The sequence below is a fragment of the Streptomyces zingiberis genome (assembly GCF_012034935.1).
GTDB classification, from domain to species: Bacteria; Actinomycetota; Actinomycetes; order Streptomycetales; family Streptomycetaceae; genus Streptomyces; species Streptomyces zingiberis.
Genome location: NZ_JAATEN010000015.1, coordinates 106,194 through 124,561, shown reverse-complemented (window position 1 = coordinate 124,561; position 18,368 = coordinate 106,194). Strand labels below are relative to the sequence as shown.

Below are 18,368 nucleotides of genomic sequence, written 5' to 3'. Positions count from 1 at the left end.
GCGCGCCTCGTGGCGTCTCCGCGCGCCGCGTCGCACCCCCCGCACAGCTCCGCGCCGCCCGGAGGGCGCCCGTCCCCGCGATCGCCCGCCGGGCCCGGTGCCACCCGCCACCACCTCGCGGACGGGGCGGTCAGCTCACCAGCGCTGCGCCGCGACCCGCTCCGCGATCCGCTCCCGGTCCCACGCGCCGTCGGCGATCAGCACCCGGTAGCGGTAGGCGAAGCTCTCCCCCGGGGCCAGCGCGAACTCCTCGAAGAACGCCCAGGAGAAGGCGACGCTGGGCGCCGGCTCGGAGCGGACGAACCAGTGGGAGGCGTGGATCGCCCGCTCGTTGGCCGGATCGTGCAGGAAGACGAGCGTGGAGCGCGCGTCCACCTCGTCGTGGACGCCGGTGAAGGCCAGCCAGGGCGCGTGGGTGCCCATCATGGCCACGGCCCCCGCCTCCCCGTCCCCGCCGCGCCCCTCGGGGCCGAGCACGTCCCCGCCGGTGAGGTCGCGCGGGCCGCGCCAGTGCAGCCCCGTGTAGCCGGCCATCTCCCGGCCGGCCGTGGTGGGGGAACCGAACCTCAGGGGTTCGGCGCGGAGGTTGGTCAGCTCGGTGGCCCACTCCAGGGTCCAGCAGCCCGCGCCGGCGTCGGCGGAGTGGACCGCGAGGTCGCGCCGCTCGTGGGCCCACTCCTCGCCCGAGTGCGCCCGCCAGGTCAGCCGCTCGGTGAACGAGACACGGTCGCGCTCCGCCGTGACGTGGCCGAAACCGTCGTGGCGCATCGAGCCGACCCGTTCGGGGACGCGCCGGTACCCCTGGCCGTGGAGATAGGAGTTGCCGCCCCACAGATTCTGGCCGGAGAGATGACTGGCGGTCATCTGGAGCCCCTTGTGGTGGCGGTGGTCGTTGGGCCGGTAGCCGGTGACGGTGTGCCCGGCGAGGGTGCGCAGCGGGTGGGCGTAGGGCTTGGGCGCCTCGTACGGCTCGGGATCCGGCCGGTAGACGTAGGCCATCAGTTCGACGCCACCGGAGGTGACGGAGATCCGTTCGCCGTGGACGTGGGTGAGGGTGACGGGCGCGCTCATGGCTCTCCGGGGGTGCGGGGGCCGGGGGTGGCCGCGGGGGCGGGCCGTCCCGGCCCGGGACGGCGGCGCGGGAAAGCGCTTTCCCCCCGGACCCTAGGCAGAGGGCGCCGCCGGGGACAAGACGTACCCCTCCGCCCGGCCCGTCCCGCCCACGGCGGGGTGAGACGATGCACTCCCCGGGGACCGGAGGGGCGGCCCCGGCCGGCGCGCACACGGAGGTACACATGGCAGTGACCCTGGCGGATGTGGCGGCCCACGCCCAGGTCTCCTCGGCCACGGTCTCCCGGGTCCTCAGCGGCAACTACCCGGTCTCCGAGGCGACCCGGGCGCGGGTGCTGCGCGCGGTCGGCGAGCTGGACTACGTCGTCAACGGGCCGGCCAGCGCGCTCGCCGCGGCCACCTCCGACCTGGTCGGCATCCTCGTCAACGACATCGCCGACCCGTTCTTCGGCATCATGGCCGGGGCCGTGCAGTCGGAGATCGCCGAACTGCACGGCACGGGTGCGAAGCTCGCCGTCGTCTGCAACACCGGCGGCTCCCCCGAGCGGGAACTCACCTACCTCACCCTGCTCCAGCGGCAGCGGGCCGCGGCCGTGGTCGTCACCGGCGGGGCCGCCGAGGGCGCCGACCACGCGGCCGCCGTCGCCGCCAAGCTGGGCCGGCTCACCGACGCCGGCACCCGCGTCGTCCTGTGCGGCCGCCCGCCGCTGCCCCCGCGGGGCGACGGCGAACCGGCCGTCACCACCCTGGCGTTCGACAACCGCGGCGGCGCGCGGCGGCTCACCGAGCACCTGCTCACGCTGGGCCACCGCCGCATCGGTTACGTCACCGGGCCTCCGGACCGCACCACCACCCGTCACCGGCTGGAGGGGCACCGGGCCGCCCTGGCCGCCGCGGGCGTCCCCGGCGCCGGGGCGCCGGCGGCGGCCGGTACCTCCGCGGCCGAACGGCTGACCGTGCACGGCCGCTTCGACCGCGCCTCCGGCTACGACGCCACCCTCGAACTGCTGCGCAGGGAACCGGAGCTGACGGCGGTGGTCGCGGCCAACGACACCATCGCCCTCGGCGCCTGCGCCGCCCTGCGCGACCAGGGGCTGCGCATCCCGGCGGACGTCTCCGTGGCCGGCTTCGACGACCTGCCGTTCAGCGCCGACGCCGTGCCCGCCCTGACCACCGTCCGGCTGCCGCTGCACGAGGCCGGGGCCCGCGCGGGCCGGCTCGCCACGAACCGGGAGCCGGCCCCGCCCGGCGGGGTGGCCACGATCCGGGCCGAGCTGATGGTCCGGGCGTCGACGGCGCCACCCCGCGACCGGGGCTGACAGGGGCGACGGGGGCCGACGGGGGCAGCAGAGCCCGACGGGGGCGGCAGCCGGGGCGCTCGGGGTTCCCTCGGGGCGCCCCGCCCTCCGGGCTCCCTGCCCCCGGAGTCCCGGCCTCCCCGGCGACGGGAGCCGCCCGGCGGACCGGCGGACGTCGGGCTCTCCGCCGCCCGGTACCGCCGCACCGGAAGCGCCGCCCCCGAAGTCCCCGGCCTCCCGGGGACAGGGGCTCTCCGCGGTTCGGGGTCTTCCCGGCCCCCGGCTCTCCCAGGCCCGGGGGCCGGGGGCTCGCCCCGTCCGCCTTCCGTCCCGGTCCGGTCCCCTCGCCCGGCCCGGCCCGTCCCCTCCGTCCCGCGCCGCCCGCCCCCGTCCGCCCCGCCCCGTTCGCCCCACGACCCCCTCCCCGCGCCGCCCGCCGCGTCCGCCGTCCGGGCCGCGTCCGGCATGTCCGTGCCCGCTGCGGGAACCCGGCCTGTGTCCGCCCGGACGCCGGGAGGGGCGGACGCGACCGGTCCCGGCCCCGCCCCGGCGGACCGCCGGCCCTCCCGCCGGACCCCCACCCTTCCGGCCCGACCACCAGGAGCAACCGTGCAACTCGCCTTCTCGACCCTCGGCGTCCCCGGCATGGAGATTCCCGAGGTGGTGCGGCTCGCGACGGAGGGCGGTTTCCACGGCGTGGAGCTGCGCGTGCACGGGGACGAGCCGGTGCACCCCGGGGTCGGCGGCGAGGTGCGCAAGGAGACCGCGCGCCGCTTCCAGGACGCCGGACTGCGCGTCCTCAGCGCCGCCGGTTACACCCGGGTGGCCGCCCCGGGCGCCGACGAGACGGTCGTCGACGAGTTGCATGAGCTGCTCACCCTCGCGAGTGATCTCAACGCCCCCTACGTGCGGGTCTTCCCCGGCGGTGTGGACCAGCCGGCCACCGAGGACGCCGACGCGGCCGCCGCCCGCCGGCTGGCCGCCGCCGCGCCGTACGCCGCCGACCTGGGTGTCACCCTCTGCCTGGAGACCCACGACTCGCACCGCACGGGCACCGACACCGCCCGGGTGCTCGGTCTGGTGGGCCACCCTTCCGTCGGCGCGATCTGGGATGTGATGCACCCCTGGCTGGCCGGTGAGGACCCGGAGACCTCGTACGCCGTACTCGCCCCCTACCTCGCGTACGTCCAGGTCAAGGACATCACCTCGGTGGAGGACACCACTCCGCTGCCGCTCGGCGCGGGCGTGCTGCCGCTCACCGAGTGCGTGGACCTGCTCACCCGGCAGGACCCGGCCCAGACCCGTCCGGCGGCGGGCACGGAGTGGCTGTGCTGGGAGTACGAGAAGCGCTGGTACCCGGAGGTCCCGGAGCTGCCGGAGGTGCTGCGTCCCGGCCACGACCACCTGATGGGGCTGCTGACGCAGTCGGCCTGAGCCCGCCGCTGCCCCGGCCTCGCGCGGCCCGGCGACCGCCCGGGGCCCGCGCGGCCCGGCGGCCGGGCCGCGCGGGCCCCGGGCAGGCCGGCAACCCCTCCCCGGGGCCGCCGGCCCGGCCCCCGTGGGCGCCTCAGCCGTGGCCGGTGTCGGCCTCCGACAGCGTGCGGTGCACCGTGGACAGCACCACCGCGCCGGCCGCGACGGCCACCGCGCCCAGCAGGAACGGCAGCCGGGCGCCGCTGTGTTCCGCGAGCTTGCCGGCCGCGAACGGGGCGAGCCCGCCGCCGATGAAGCGCACGAAGCCGTAGGTCGCGGAGGCGACCGGCCGCGGCACCGGGGCGACGCTCATCACCGCCGTGGTCACCAGGGTGTTGCTGACGCCGATGAAGACACCGGAGACGATCACGGCGCCGGCGACCACCGCGGGCCGGTCGTGGAAGAACCCGATGACGGCGAGGTCCGCCCCCATCAGCACGAGGTTGCCGTACAGCGTGCGGGGCGTGCCCAGGGCGCGGCGCAGCAGCGGCGCGCCGAACACGGCGAAGACCGCCACGAGCAGCCCCCAGCCGAAGAAGACCCAGCCGAGCTCCATGGCCTCCAGGTCCATGAGGAACGGCGCGTAGCCGAGCATCGTGAAGAAGCCCCAGTTGTAGAGGAGCCCGGTGACGCTCGTCGCGGCCAGGGCCCGGTGACGGAGCGCCAGCAAGGGTTCGCGCAGCCGTTCGGGGCGCTCGCTCCGCGGGGCGGGCGGCAGCAGGACGGCCGTGGCCACCAGGGCGATCAGCATCAGCACCGAGACCCCGAGGAACGGGCCGCGCCAGCTGATGTCCCCGAGCACCCCGCCGAGCAGCGGCCCGGTGGCGATGCCCACGCCGAGCGCCGACTCGTAGAGCACGATGGCGCCCGCGAAGCCCCCGCTGGCGGAGCCGACGATCACGGCCAGCGAGGTGGCGATGAAGAGGGCGTTGCCCAGGCCCCAGCCGGCGCGGAAGCCGATGACGCCCCCGACGCTGTCGCTCGTACCGGCGAGCGCCGCGAAGACGACGATCAGGGCCAGGCCGAGGATCAGGGTGCGCTTCGCGCCGAGCCGGCTGGAGACCCAGCCGGTGATCAGCATGGCGACCGCCGTCATCACCAGGTAGCTGGTGAAGAGGAGGGTCACCTGGCTCGGCGAGGCGTCGAGGTCACCCGCGATCGCGGGGAGGATCGGGTCGACGAGCCCGATGCCCATGAACGAGATCACGCACGCGAAGGCGACGGCCCAGACCGCCCTGGGCTGGCGGAAGGGGCTCGCCGGCGGCCCGGCGGGCACGGGACCCGCGACTGCCGCGGGGGCGCCCTCCGGAACCGGGCCCGCGACGGCCGCGGCGGCCCGGGCGACCTCCCGGGAGGCCGGGGACGGCGAGGACTGCGGGGACGGCGACGGCGGGGACGGCGGGGACACCGACGAGCCGGGCGAGGGGGACGGTGAGGCGGGGGTGTGGGACATACAGCGTTCTCGGCTCCCTCCGGAGCGGTGGTCAGATGGTTGCCGAAGGCATCCAATATATCAGTGGTTTCTACACCTAAAATTCGGGCCACGCCATCCCGCACCGCTCCTGACGGGCCCGCCGCCCGGCCCCGTACCCGGCGGCCCCTGACCCGCCGGCCGACGCCGACCGCCCCTCCGGCCGGCCCGCCGGCCCCCCCCACCCGGACCAACGGCGCCCCAGGGAAGCCCCGCCCCCGACGGCTGAACCGGCGGCCGGCCCGGAACGCCACGACGGGACCCCGCGGCCACACCCCCCGGCCGGCGCCCGCCGCGGAGCCCGCCGCTCCGTCTCCGCCGGGCGCGGCGGACGCGCGCGCCCCCCATTGACTGGCGGAAACTTTCCGGATATCCGTTGAGCGCTGGAAATTTTCTTCATATCCGCAGCAGTCCGCACCCGCCCGCCGGCTCACTCGTCCCCGCCGTTCCCGCCCCTTCGCACCGCGCCGAAGGGGCCCGCCCCCACCGCGCCCTCCCGGCCCGTCCCCGCTCGGCACCGGCCGGCACCGGCCGCCGGCCCCGCCGTCCCGGCCCCCGCCGGCCGGGGCGGTCACCGCCCGCCGTGCCCCCGGCCGCCGCGCGGGGCCCGGCACCGGCGGGGCGGGTGCCCCGGCCGGGGCCGGCCCGGCGCCCGGCACCTCCGTACGGAAGGAGCGCACCGTGCACCACCCGGACCCGTCACCGGACCGCTCACCCGGACCCTCACCCGACCGCGCCCGGCCCGCCCCCACGCACCGGGCGGCCCCGGCCCCCTCCCGCCGCGGTCTGCTGACCGTGACGGCCACCGTCGCCGGTGCCGCCGCCCTCGCCGCCACCGGGCCGGGGGCCGCCCTCGCCGCTCCCCCGGCGCGCCGGCCCGGCCCGGCGGCACTGCGCCGGCTCATCTCCCGGATGAGCCTGGAGGAGAAGGTCGGCCAGCTCTTCGTCACCCGCGTGTACGGGCACTCCGCGACCGACCCGGACCCGGCCGACGCCGAGACCAACCGCAAGGAGTTCGGGGTCTCCACCGCCGCCGAGCTGATCGCGGAGTACCACGTCGGCGGCATCATCTACTTCGCCTGGGCGCACAACGTCCGCGACCCGCACCAGATCGCGGACCTCTCGAACGGGATCCAGCGCGCCGGGCTCGCGCAGCCGGTACCCGTGCCGCTGCTGGTCTCCACCGACCAGGAGCACGGCGTGGTCGCCCGGATCGGGGCCCCGGCCACGCTGCTGCCCGGTGCGATGGCGCTCGGCGCCGGCGGCTCCCGCGCGGACGCCCGGACCGCCGCCCGGGTCGCCGGCGCGGAGCTGGCCGCCATGGGCATCCGGCAGGACTACGCGCCGGTCGCCGACGTCAACGTCAACCCGGCCAACCCGGTCATCGGCGTCCGCTCCTTCGGGGCGGACCCGGCGGCCGCCGCCCGGCTGGTCACCGCGCAGGTGGCGGGGTACCAGGGCGTGGGGGTCGCGGCCACCGCCAAGCACTTCCCCGGCCACGGCGACACCTCCACCGACAGCCACACGGGCCTGCCGGTCATCACCCACACCCGCGAGGAGTGGGAGCGGCTGGACGCGCCCCCCTTCCGCGCGGCCATCGCCGCCGGCATCGACTCGATCATGACGGCGCACCTGCTCTTCCCCGCGCTCGACCCGAACGAGGACCCGGCGACCCTCTCGAAGCCCATCCTCACCGGCGTCCTCCGGGAGGAACTCGGGTTCGAGGGTGTCATCGTCACGGACGCGCTGGACATGGCCGGCGTCCGGCAGAAGTACGGCGACGAACGGGTGCCGGTACTGGCGCTCAAGGCCGGGGTGGACCAGCTGCTCAACGCCCCGGACCTGCCGCTGGCCTGGAACGCCGTCAAACGGGCCGTGGAGGACGGCGAGATCGGCGAGGAGCGCGTCGACGCCTCGCTGCTGCGCATCCTCGAACTCAAAGCGCGGCGCGGCCTGTTCGACGAGCCGCTGGTGACCCGCGCGGACGTGGACCGCACCGTCGGCGTCCGCCGTCACCTGAGGGCCGCCGACCGGATCGCGGACCGGGCCGTCACCCTGCTCGTCAACCGGCGCTCCGGAGCCGGAGGGCGGCGGGCGCTGCCCCTCCACCCGCGCCGGCAGCCCCGGGTGCTCGTGACCGGCGCCGATCCGGCGGCGCCCTCCGGCACCGGTGGCCCGCCGACCGCCGTGCTCGCCCGCGCCCTCACCGAGCTGGGCTTCGCCGCCTCCGCGGTGTCCACCGGCACCTCCCCCACCCGGGAGGCGATCGACCGGGCCGTGGCCGGGGCCGCCGGGCAGGACGCGGTGGTCGTCACCACCTACAACGTGGCGGCCGGCTCCCCGCAGATCACCCTCGTCGCCGAGCTGGCCGCCACCGGCGTGCCCGTCGTCCAGCTCGCGCTCCGCAACCCGTACGACATCGCCCGGCTGGAGGGGGTGGCGGCCTCACTGGCCGGCTACTCCTGGACCGACACCGACATCCGCGCCGCCGCCCGGGTCGTCGCGGGCCGGACCGACCCCACCGGCCGCCTGCCCGTGCCCGTGCCCCGCGCGGACGACCCGGCGCAGGTGCTGTACCCGATCGGCCACGGCCTGTCGTACTGAGCCCCGCTCCCCGGCTTCAGGGGCACCGGACGGAACGGGCCGTGGGCCCTCGTCGCCGCCCGGTGCGCGCCCGCCCCGGCGGGCCGCACCGGGCGGAGGGGGGATGATGAGCGCCATGTGCGCACCGAGACACCCCCACCGCCGTGCGCGCGGGGAACGCGGGACGGCCGCCGCGGACCACCCCGCCCGCCGGGCCCGCCGCGCCGTGCCGGCCGGGCTGCTCACCGTTCTGCTGCTGCTGGGCGCCGGCTGCGGAACCGGTGGCTCCGAGGACTCCGGCGGTACCGGCGGCCCGGGCCCGGGCACCTCCGGAGCCCGCGACGACGGGCCGCCGGAGTCCGGCCCTCCGGCTTCCGGGCCCGGCCAGGGCCCCGGCCCCGCGGATTCCGGCGGGGTGTTCCTCGCCGAGGGCGAGTGCGCTGCCCGCGGGCGCGCGTCCTTCGAGGAGGTGTCCTGCACGAGCGAGCGGGCCGTCGCCCGGGTGCTGCTCCGCTACCGGGGCGGCACCGCCACCCACCGGCCCGGTGTGCCCGGCCCGCACCGACGTCCTGCTGCACGTCACCGAACCCGCCGACGGCTCCGGGACCGCCGGCGCCACCACGGTTCCCGGCACCGGGGGCCCCGGTGACGGGGCCGGTGACGGTCCGGACCGCCGGCGGGGCTACGCCTGCCTGCGCAACCTGGAGCCGCCGCACCCCGGCGACCCGGGCGGCGGGGGCGGCCCGCGCGTGATCACCGGCGACTGCGTCCACCTGACCCGCGCGAACGAGGTACGGGAGACCTCCTGCGAGCCCTCGGCCGACCCGGCCCCGGAGTTCACGGTGGTGAAGGCGGTACGCGACCGTGACGACTGCCCCGCCGGCACCGATCTCTACGTCGAACTGGGCGGCGGGAAGCCCGTCGGCTGCGCCCGCCGCCTCTGATCACCGCCGGGAGCGCCGGCGGCGGGCGGAACGGCGGGCCGCCGCGCGCCCGCGCCGCCACGCGCCCGCACCGCCGCCACGCGTCGCGCCGGGACGACCGGCCGGACGGCGGGGCGGGGTCAGGCGGGGCGGGATCAGGCGGGGTGGGGTCAAGCGGGCGACGGCGCGCTCCCGGTGCCCCGCCCCGGGGCCGGGCGATGCCTCCGTCCCCGGTCCGGGGGTACCGGCCGGCGCCCCCGGGCGGGGCTCGTCACCGGCGCGGGGCGCGCAGCCGTTCGGCCTCGGCGCGCCCGTCCAGCAGCGCGTCGCGCCGGGCCAGGGGCCCGGCCGCCGCCGCGCCCTCCCGTACGGCGGCGGGGGCGACGTCCGCCCACCTCAGGACCGCCGCGGTGGCCCGGTCCCGCTCCTTCTCGCGCAGATCCCCGATGCCCGCGCCGTGGTTGGCGCCGGGGGCGGTGTAGACGTAGGAGTCCGCCGTGCCCCGGCCTAGGCGGAACGGTTCGGCGCCCCAGGGGTCGTTCTCGCCGTAGACGAAGAGCAGCCGCTCACCGCGGTGGCGCACCCAGCGGTCGACGTCGTCCATCACCTGCCCGCGCCAGCGCATCGGTATCTCCCGCGGGACGTAGCTGCGCGGCTCGTAGGTGCCGGGGTACCGGAGCAGGCCGGCCAGGTGCGGGGTGGCGAAGGACGGCGCGCCCAGCTCGGTGCCCGCCTGGTAGTAGTACGGCGTGTAGGGGTCGAGGCCCTGGTCGGTGTAGAAGGCGAAGCCGGAGACCTGGTCGACGAAGGCGTAGAGCTCGTCGGTGGTGGCCGTCGACGCGGGCACCGTGGCGCAGTCCCGCTCATCGCCGTACTGCCAGAACGCCCAGACCAGGTCCATGACGACATTCTCGTACGCCCGGTCGGCGCTGCCGACGACGGTGAACGTGGCGCCGTTCTCCCGGGCCCAGCCGGTGTACCGGGCGAGGATCTCGTCCCGGCGGACGAGGACCTCGCGCTGCACGGCGTCGAGCGCGGCGCGGCACTCGGGGGTGGAGACCTCCGCGAAGAAGCGGCTGTAGGCGGAGTCCTCGTCGTTGTCGACGTCGTTGGGGGCGACGTAGGCGATCGTGCCGTCCATGTCGCCCGGGTGGAAGCGGCGGTAGTAGACGGCGGTCATGCCGCCCTTGCTGCCGCCGGTGGCCAGCCAGTTGGCGCCGTAGATCCGCTTCAGCGCGCGGAAGACGCGGTGCTGGTCGTCGGCGCCCTGCCGGATGTCCAGCCGGGACCAGTCGGCGGGGTCCGGCCGGGACGGCTCGAAGAACCGGTACTCCAGGGAGAGCTGGTTGCCGTCCACGATCCGCGCGGGCTCGCCGCGGGAGGGAGTGGTGGAGACGTGGTAGCCCGAGGTGTGGAAGACCACTGGCCGGTCGGTGGACCTGTGCAGCAGGGTCAGCCGCTGCTGGAAGGTCCCCCGCCAGGGGCGGCGGTGGTCGACGGGCTGGGTGTACTCCATGACGAAGTAGCGGTAGCCCTCGACCGGCTTCTCCTCGATCACCTTGAGGCCGGGGACGGACCGGAGCCGCTGCTCGATGTCGGTGGCAGGGCCGGCCCCGGTGGCTCCGGTGGCTCCGGTGGCATCGGAGCCGGGGGCGGCGGCCGGCCGGACGGGCGCCACGGTGGTGGCGGCACCGGCCGGCGCCGTCCCGGCACCCACGGCGCCCAGGAGCACCACCAGCGCCAGGAGTACCGGGAACACCGGAAACACCCTCACTGTGCGCGCGGCCTTGCGCATACGCCCTCCCTGGGGCACGGGATCACGAGGTCTGGCGAACCTAGCGGCACGCCGCCCCGTCCGCCAGACCGCGCCCGGGGACGGGGAGCCGGTGATCCCGGGCCCGGTTCGCCGGCTGCCTCGTCCCACCCGTCTCGGGGCACACGGCCCGTCAGCTCGTCAGCCCGTCAGCTCGCCGGCCCGTCCGGCCATCCGGCCGTCAGCCCCGTCGCCCGGCCGGCACCTCCGGCACGCCCCGGCATCCCGGCCCGCCGGAACACCGGGGCGCCCCGGCGCCCGGTCATCCCGCGCTCTCCGTGGCCTCCGCCTTCCGCTGGATGGCGCCGAGGACGGAGGCCGGGTCGCCGCCCCGGTCCACCGTGCCGCCGATCTCCTTCCGCAGCCGGTCGAGCGTCGGCGCCCAGGAGACCTTGTCCACCGGGTAGAGCTGTGCGGTGCGGAGCTGGTCCAGGAACTCCCACAGCGCCCGGTGTCCCTCGTCGGCGCGCATCGCGTCGAAGGCGGCGTTGGTGACGGGGAGGAGGTCGTAGGTCTCGGCGAACCGCAGGGCGTTCTTCTTGCTGTAGACGAAGTCGAGGAACGCGCCGATCTCCTCGCGGTGCCCGTTCGCCTTGAACGCCGTCATCCAGTCGGCGACCCCGGTGGTGGCCCTGGACTCGCCGGTGCGCCCGGGTATCGGCGCGATGCCGAAGTCGACCCCGCCCTCCGCGGCCCGCTCCATCAGCGAGGCGTGCCCGTTGAGCATGGCCACCTCGCCGCGGACGAACGCCTCGTACATGTCCTTGCGGTTGGTCCGGCCCGGCTCCGGGTTGGTGAGCCCCTTGCCGACCATCTCGTCCCGCAGCCAGGTGAACGCCTTGACGTTCTCCGGCTCGTCGAGGGTGTAGCCGCCGATGTTGTCGGTGAAGCCGCCGCCGTTCGACAGGAACCAGTTGAGCACCTCGGCCTGCGCCTCCTCCGGGCCGAGCGGCAGGCCGTACGGGGTGGTGACCCCGGACTGGCGCAGGGCCGCGGCGGCCGCCTGGAGCTCGTCCCAGGTCTTCGGCGGGCTCTCGATCCCGGCCTGCTCGAAGAGTTCCTTGTTGTAGAAGAAGACCCGGGTGGAGGCGGTGAACGGCAGCCCGTACTGCTTGCGCTGCGCCGTGCCGGCCTCGGCGACGGCGCGGACGAAGTCGGCCTGCGCGGGGATGGAGAGGAGTTCGTCGGCGCTGTAGAGCTTGCCGTCGGCCGCGTAGTCGGCGTAGGTGGAGATCTGCGCCATGTCGGGCGCGTTGCCCGCCTTCACCAGCTCGGCCACCTCGCGGTCCACCTCGCCGCGGTCGTAGACGTCCACGTCCACCGAGATACCGGGGTTGTCGAACTGGAACTCGCCGATGAGCTGGTCCCAGTATCTCTTCGTGCTCGTGCCGGATCTGTCGCCGTACTCGGTGGCGACCAGCTTGAGCTTGACCTCACCGTCCTCCGCCGGCGCGCTGCCGTCGCCGCACGCCGAGAGGGTGAGGACCAGACCGGCCGCGAGTCCCGCCGCCAGTGGACCGAGAAAACGCCGTCGCACCGCACTACCGCCCTTGTGTCTTGCCCGTGTTGCCCTGGTGTCCCGGCCCGGGCGGGCGGAGGTGCCCCCCGCGACGGACCGCCGAACCGCCGCGTACGGAGAAAGTGTGAACACGGCGTGGCGCACGAGTGTCCCTTGTGGGAGCGTGCCCAAGCCACGGAGTGGAACGTATCGCTTACGTATCGAACAGAACAGCAGGCCGGGGCCGTTGCCGCGGGCTGGGCGGGAGCGGAGGGGCCACGCGCGGCCCGGCGGCCGGCGCGTGGCCCCTCCGGTCACACGGCGGCGGCCTCCGGGACCCCGGTGAAGGTGCGCCACAGCCGGGCGTAGCGGCCGCCGGCGGCGAGCAGTTCGGCGTGGGTGCCGTCCTCCACGACCCGACCGCCGTCCAGGACGACGACCCGGTCGGCGCGGGCCGCGGTGGTGAGGCGGTGGGCCACCACCAGCGTGGTCCGGCGCCCGGCCAGCCGGTCCGTCGCCTGGTTGACCAGTCCCTCCGTCGCCAGGTCCAGGGCGGCGGTGGCCTCGTCGAGCAGGAGGACGTCGGGGTCGACCAGCTCGGCGCGGGCCAGCGCGATCAACTGCCGCTGTCCGGCCGAGAGGTTGCGGCCCCGCTCGGTGACCTCGTGGAGGTAGCCGCCGTCCAGCGAGGCGACCATGTCGTGCGCGCCGACGGCCCGCGCCGCCGCCTCCACCTCGGCGTCGGTGGCGTCCGGCCGGCCGTAGGCGATCGCGTCCCGCACCGTACCGGGGAAGAGGTACGACTCCTGCGGGACGACGCCCAGCCGGTGCCGGTACCGGGCCAGGTCCAGCTCGCGCAGATCCGTGCCGTCCACGCGCACGGCGCCCTCGGTGGGGTCGTAGAACCGGGCGACCAGCTTGACGAGGGTGGACTTCCCCGCGCCGGTCTCGCCGACGAAGGCGACGGTCTGCCCGGCCGGGATCCGCAGGTCGACCCCGGACAGCGCCTCCTTCGGCCCGTCCCCCGCCCCGGGCCCGTCCTCCGTGGTGTAGCGGAACCGGATGCCGTCGAAGGCGATCTCGCCGCGCAGCGACCGCACGGGCAGCGGACGGGCCGCCGCCGGCGTGCTCGTCCGCTCGCGCAGCAGCTCCTGGATGCGGCCGAGCGAGACGGTCGCCTGCTGGTAGCCGTCGAACACCTGGGAGAGCTGCTGCACGGGGGCGAAGAACAGGTCGATGTAGAGCAGGTAGGCGACGAGCGCCCCGGCCGTGAGGGTGCCCTCGGCCACCCGGCCCGCGCCCACCATCAGCACGGCCGCCGCCGCCACGGACGCCAGGAGCTGCACGAACGGGAAGTAGACGGAGATCAGGAACTGGCCGCGCACCCGCGCCCGCCGGTAGCCGTCGCTGCGCTCGGTGAAGCGGCGGACGCCGTCCCCCTCGCGGCGGAACGCCTGGACGATGCGGAGTCCGGCGACCCCCTCCTGGAGATCGGCGTTGACGGCGCTGACCCGCTCCCGCGCCAGCTCGTACGCCGCGACGCTGCGCCGCCGGAAGAACACGGTGCCCACCGCCAGCAGGGGCAGCGTCGCGAAGACCACCAGCGCCAGTTCGACGTCGAGGACGAACAGCACGACGAGGATGCCGGAGAAGGTCACCAGGGAGACCAGCGCGGTGACCAGGCCGGTCTGGAGGAAGGTGGAGAGGGCGTCGACGTCGGTGGTGATCCGGGTCATGATCCGGCCGGTCAGCTCGCGCTCGTAGTAGTCGAGCCCGAGCCGCTGGAGCTGCGCGAAGATCTTGACGCGGAGGCTGTAGAGGATGCGTTCGCCGGTGCGGCCGGTCATCCTCACCTCCCCGGCCTGCGCCGCCCACTGGGCGAGGACGACGAGCAGCGCCAGCCCCGAGGCCGCCCACACCGCGCCGAGCGCCAGCCGCTGCACGCCGTCGTCGATGCCGTGCCGGATGAGGATCGGCAGCAGCAGCCCGGCCCCCGCGTCCACGGTGACCAGTCCGAGGGCCAGCAGCAGGGGGCGGCCGAAGCCGCGCAGCAGCCGGCGCAGCCCGTACTCGCGTTCGGGCTGGGCGGCGCGTTCCTCGTCCACGTCCGGGGTGTCCGTGGCGGGCGGCAGCGCGGCGACCTTCGCCAGCAGCTCCGGGGTGGCGGGCATCCCGGCCATCGCGGCGGCGATCCCGGGGCCGCCCGCCGGGGCCGGGGCGGGGCGGCCGGCGCCGGCCCGCGCCGGGCCCGCCTTCGCCGTTCCCCCCGACCCCTCCGTTTTCTCCGGGCCCTCCGGCCCCTCCGATTCCTCCGTCCGGGCGGTCTCCTCGGCGCGCCGCCACAGCTCGGGGGTGACCCGCTCCGGGACCCGCCGGTGGGCACTGACCGGCTCGGCGCCCATCTCCGCCTCGGCGTCCAGCTCGGCCTCGAAGTCCGGCTCGCGCTCGGTCCCGGCCCGGGCCGTCTCCGTCCCGGGGGCGTCCCGCCGCAGCCCGGCCACCGGGTCGCGGTCGACGCCGCCCAGCTCGTCGGGGTCGGTGAGCAGCCGCCGGTAGAGCGGGGAGCGCCGCTCCAGCTCCTCGTGGGTGCCGGCGTCCGACAGCCGGCCGCGGTCCAGGACGGCGATCCGGTCGGCGAGGGCGAGGGTGGAGCGGCGGTGCGCGATGAGAAGCGTCGTGCGGCCGGCCATCACCCCGCGCAGCGCCTCGTGGATCTCGTGTTCCACGCGGGCGTCGACGGCGGAGGTGGCGTCGTCCAGGACGAGCAGCCGGGGATCGGTGAGGATGGCGCGGGCCAAGGAGACCCGCTGGCGCTGCCCGCCGGAGAGGGTGAGGCCCTGCTCGCCGACTTTGGTGTCGTACCCCTCGGGGAGCGCCTCGATGAAACCGTCGGCCATGGCGGCGCGCGCGGCGGCGCGGACCTGCTCGTCGGTGGCGTCGGGGCGCCCGTAGGCGATGTTGGCGCGGACGGTGTCGGAGAAGAGGAAGCTGTCCTCGGGGACGAGGCCCACGGCGGCCCGCAGCGAGTCGAACGTCAGCTCGCGGACGTCGTGCCCGCCGACGCGCACGGCGCCGTCCGTCGCGTCGTAGAAGCGGGGCAGCAGCAGGGAAAGGGTGGACTTGCCGCTGCCGGAGGCGCCGACGACGGCCACGGTCTCGCCCTGGCCGATGCGGAGCGAGAAGTCCGCCAGGACGGGGCGGCCGGGCTCGTAGCCGAAGGTCACCCGGTCGAACTCGACGGTCGCGGGCGCGTCCGCGGGCAGTTCCCGGGCGCCGGGCCGCTCACGGATGGCGGGCTCGGTGTCGATCAGCTCCAGCACCCGCTCGACGCCGGCGCGCGCCTGCTGGCCGACGGTGAGCACCATGGTCAGCATCCGCACCGGGCCGACGAGCTGGGCGAGGTAGGTGGAGAACGCGACGAAGGTGCCGAGGGTGATCTGCCCCCGGGTGGCCATCCAGCCGCCCAGCGCGAGCATCGCCACCTGGGCCAGGGAGGGCACGGCCTGCAAGGCGGGGGTGTAGCGGGAGTTCAGCCGGACGGTGCGCATCCGCCCCGCGAAGAGCTTGCGGCTGACCTCGCGCAGCTTCCCGGTCTCCTGCTCCTCCTGCCCGAACCCCTTGACCACGCGGACACCGGTGACGGCCCCGTCCACCACGCCGGCGACGGCCGCCGCCTGCCCCTGCGCGTACCAGGTGGCGGGGAAGAGGCGCTTGCGGCTGCGGTCGGCGATGAACCACAGGGCCGGGGCCATGGCCAGCGCGACCAGGGTGAGCAGCGGCGACAGCCACACCATCACGGCGAGCGAGATCAGGAAGAGCAGGATGTTGCCGATCATCATGGGCAGCATGAACAGCAGCCCCTGGATCAGCTGGAGGTCGCTGGTGCCCCGGCCGACGACCTGACCGGTGGAGAGCTCACCCTGGCGCCGCCCGTCCAGCCGGACCAGGGAGCGGAACATGTCGGTCCGCAGATCGTGCTGGACGTCGAGCGCGAGCCGTCCGCCGTAGAAGCGGCGGACGTAGGTGAGGACGTAGACGACGACGGCGGCGGCGATCAGCAGCGCCACCCACGGGCCCATCGGCCGGTTGTGGCTGACCACCACGTCATCGATGATCAGCTTGGTGACCAGCGGGACCAGCGCCATGACGGCCATCCCGCCGAGCGAGGCGCCGAGCGAGAGGAGCACGTTGCGGCGGTAGCGCCAGGCGTAGCCGGTGAGCCGGCGCGCCCAGCCGCGCGCGGGCTCCCCGGACGCGCCGGGCTCGTCCCGCGCGGCCGGCTCCCCCCGGCCCCCGCCCGGCCCCCGCGGGCCCTCCGGCCGGCCGGCGTCACCGGAGCCTGCCGGGCCTCCCGGGCTGCCGGGGCCCTCCGGCCGGTCCGGGCGCTCCGGACCGCCGGGCTCGCCCGGCCCCCCGGCCGTGCCGCCGCCCCGGACCCCCGCCTCCGCCGCCGTGCCGCTCACCGATAGACCTCCGTCGTCCCCACTCGTCGTACGGCGCCACGGCTCTCCCGGGCACCAGGAACGAGAACACCCCGGGCGGCCGCTTTTGTTTCGCGCGTATGTACGCAATATGAACCAGCCCCGGCTCCGCCGCAGGTCCTGGGCGTTCCGGCGGAGGACGGCCGGGACCCGGCGGGGCGGCGGGTCATCGGGGCGAGGGCGGGCGGCGGGCGGCGGGCGGCGGGCGGGGGACGTCGGGCGGCCGGCCGCTTCCCCGCCCCGCCCCGGCCCCGCGCCTCCCGCCGCGCGGCCGGGCGGCCGGGCGGCGCGGATCGTGCGGCGGGGACGTCAGGGGGCGCAGACGTCAGGGGCGGGACGCGCGGACCGGCCCGGGGGCGGCGCCCCGCCCGGGAGCGGACGGTTCCCCACCGGACGGGATCACGCGCGGGCAGTACCCCACCGGCTGGGCTCCCCCGGCAGGGGGCAGGGGGCAGGGGGCAGGGGCAGGGGCAGGGGCAGGAGCCAGCGGCCTGATCAGCGGGCGTCGGCCAGCTGCTGTTCGATGGCGTCGACGGTGCCGAGCAGGGAACGCGTCACGCCGCGCAGGTCCCGGGCGTTCCCCGTGTCACCGACGACGACCGCGGCCATCGGGCCCGCTTTCCCCAGCCGGACCGGGGCGGCCAGCTCCACCAGGCCGGGGATCCACTCGTTGCGGGCACAGGCCGGCCCGGTCCGCCGGATGCGGTCGAACTCGCGCCGCATCTCGTCCGCCCGGGCGCGGGCCGGGCCGGTGGCCCCCGCCGGCGGAGGAAGGAGCTCCGCGGGGTCCCGCCGGGAGAGGGCGAGGAGGAGTCTGCCCGGCGCGGACGCGTGCGCCGGGACCGGGCGGCGCAGCGCCATCGCGAGGCGGAGGTGCTCCTGCCCGTAGAGGGTCCCGACGTGCTGGACCCTCGTCCCCGACAGGATGCCGAGGCTCACGATCCGGTGGGTGCGCTGGAACAGTTCGAGCAGAAAGGGCGTGACGGGGTAGCTGAGCCGCTGCGCCCCGGTGGGGCCGCCCGTGGCCGCCAGCCGGGACAGGTAACTGCCCAGCTCGTAGGATTTCGACTCGCGCCGGACGGCGAGTCCGATGTCGGTGAGCGACCGCATCAGCCGGTGCAGTGTCGACTTGGGCAGGTCGACCCGGCGTGACAGCTCCGACAGGGTCAGCGGCCGCGACGCCTCCGCCAGCGCTTCGAGCACGGTGAGCGCCTTGCGCAGGGGGCCGCCCACGGCTCCGGGCCCGGCCGGCGGCACGATCGTGCCGGCCGCCGCGCCCGGGCGTGGCGCCTGAGGATGCCGTTCACCGTCCACCGTGATGCTCCCGTCGCCGAGCACACACCAACGGGTCCATGCCTACCTGTGCCGGGGCCGCGCACTCAAGATCGTTCCGCGGTGCTGTCCCGTGGGTGCTTTCAGGTGGGCCCTTTCGGCGGGCCCGGTGCCGCCGGGGCTCGACCCTCTCCGCTCCCTGGGCCACCATCGTTCCGGAAGGTGGGAACCGCCGTGGTACGGGCGGACCGCCCTCCGTACCGTCCTGGCCATGGCGGAGGGGAGCTCGTACGGACATGCGGAGACCGAGGCCGTCCGCCGGGCCCCGCCGGCCGGCCCCCGCTCCTTCCGCGCGGGGCCGAGAGGGCCGTCGCGATCGTGGAACGGGCCGGGCCATGTCGAGGAGCGGGAGATCGCCGGGAGACCGTGACCTTCGATCTCCCCTCGCCCTTGCGCGGTGACGCCCGGCGGACGGCCGACGTCCG

10 protein-coding genes are annotated in these 18,368 nt (G+C 76.2%); 4 read left to right on the top strand and 6 right to left on the bottom strand.

What is annotated here, in order from left to right; genetic code table 11:
* Window positions 1-135 precede the first annotated feature (135 nt).
* On the bottom strand, window positions 136-1,071 hold the full coding sequence (locus HCK00_RS18960; RefSeq protein WP_168103189.1) for a DUF6807 domain-containing protein: 936 nt from the start codon (window positions 1,069-1,071) through the stop codon (window positions 136-138).
* A 224-nt stretch (window positions 1,072-1,295) separates the two neighbouring features.
* Between HCK00_RS18960 and HCK00_RS18955 the strand changes: the two genes are divergently transcribed.
* Complete coding sequence (locus tag HCK00_RS18955) at window positions 1,296-2,390, top strand: LacI family DNA-binding transcriptional regulator (protein WP_168103188.1); 1,095 nt, start codon at window positions 1,296-1,298, stop codon at window positions 2,388-2,390.
* Window positions 2,391-2,978: 588 nt separating this feature from the next.
* Window positions 2,979-3,803: a sugar phosphate isomerase/epimerase family protein gene (locus tag HCK00_RS18950; RefSeq protein WP_168103187.1), complete on the top strand. Its 825-nt coding sequence runs from the start codon at window positions 2,979-2,981 to the stop codon at window positions 3,801-3,803.
* 133 nt (window positions 3,804-3,936) lie between these two features.
* Here the strand turns inward: HCK00_RS18950 and HCK00_RS18945 are convergent, their stop codons facing one another.
* On the bottom strand, window positions 3,937-5,295 hold the full coding sequence (locus HCK00_RS18945; protein WP_168103186.1) for an MFS transporter: 1,359 nt from the start codon (window positions 5,293-5,295) through the stop codon (window positions 3,937-3,939).
* Window positions 5,296-5,994: 699 nt separating this feature from the next.
* Here HCK00_RS18945 and HCK00_RS18940 point away from each other — a divergent pair.
* Both HCK00_RS18940 and HCK00_RS27770 read left to right on the top strand, forming a co-directional pair.
* Window positions 5,995-7,917, top strand: a complete 1,923-nt coding sequence (locus tag HCK00_RS18940) for a glycoside hydrolase family 3 protein (RefSeq protein ID WP_168103185.1) — start codon at window positions 5,995-5,997, stop codon at window positions 7,915-7,917.
* A 524-nt stretch (window positions 7,918-8,441) separates the two neighbouring features.
* On the top strand, window positions 8,442-8,840 hold the full coding sequence (locus HCK00_RS27770) for a hypothetical protein (RefSeq protein ID WP_240965679.1): 399 nt from the start codon (window positions 8,442-8,444) through the stop codon (window positions 8,838-8,840).
* A gap of 250 nt (window positions 8,841-9,090) precedes the next feature.
* On the opposite strand, the gene HCK00_RS18930 is transcribed toward HCK00_RS27770, so the two are convergent.
* From HCK00_RS18930 to HCK00_RS18915, 4 genes are all read right to left on the bottom strand, one after another.
* Complete coding sequence (locus HCK00_RS18930) at window positions 9,091-10,614, bottom strand: serine protease (RefSeq protein ID WP_168103184.1); 1,524 nt, start codon at window positions 10,612-10,614, stop codon at window positions 9,091-9,093.
* Between the two features lie 280 nt (window positions 10,615-10,894).
* Window positions 10,895-12,169, bottom strand: a complete 1,275-nt coding sequence (locus HCK00_RS18925; protein ID WP_168103183.1) for an extracellular solute-binding protein — start codon at window positions 12,167-12,169, stop codon at window positions 10,895-10,897.
* 275 nt (window positions 12,170-12,444) lie between these two features.
* The gene (locus tag HCK00_RS18920) at window positions 12,445-16,317 is read right to left on the bottom strand and encodes an ABC transporter ATP-binding protein (RefSeq protein ID WP_168103219.1); all 3,873 of its coding nucleotides are present in this window, start codon (window positions 16,315-16,317) and stop codon (window positions 12,445-12,447) included.
* Between the two features lie 789 nt (window positions 16,318-17,106).
* Window positions 17,107-17,949, bottom strand: a complete 843-nt coding sequence (locus HCK00_RS18915) for an IclR family transcriptional regulator (RefSeq protein ID WP_311765381.1) — start codon at window positions 17,947-17,949, stop codon at window positions 17,107-17,109.
* Window positions 17,950-18,368: the final 419 nt, after the last annotated feature.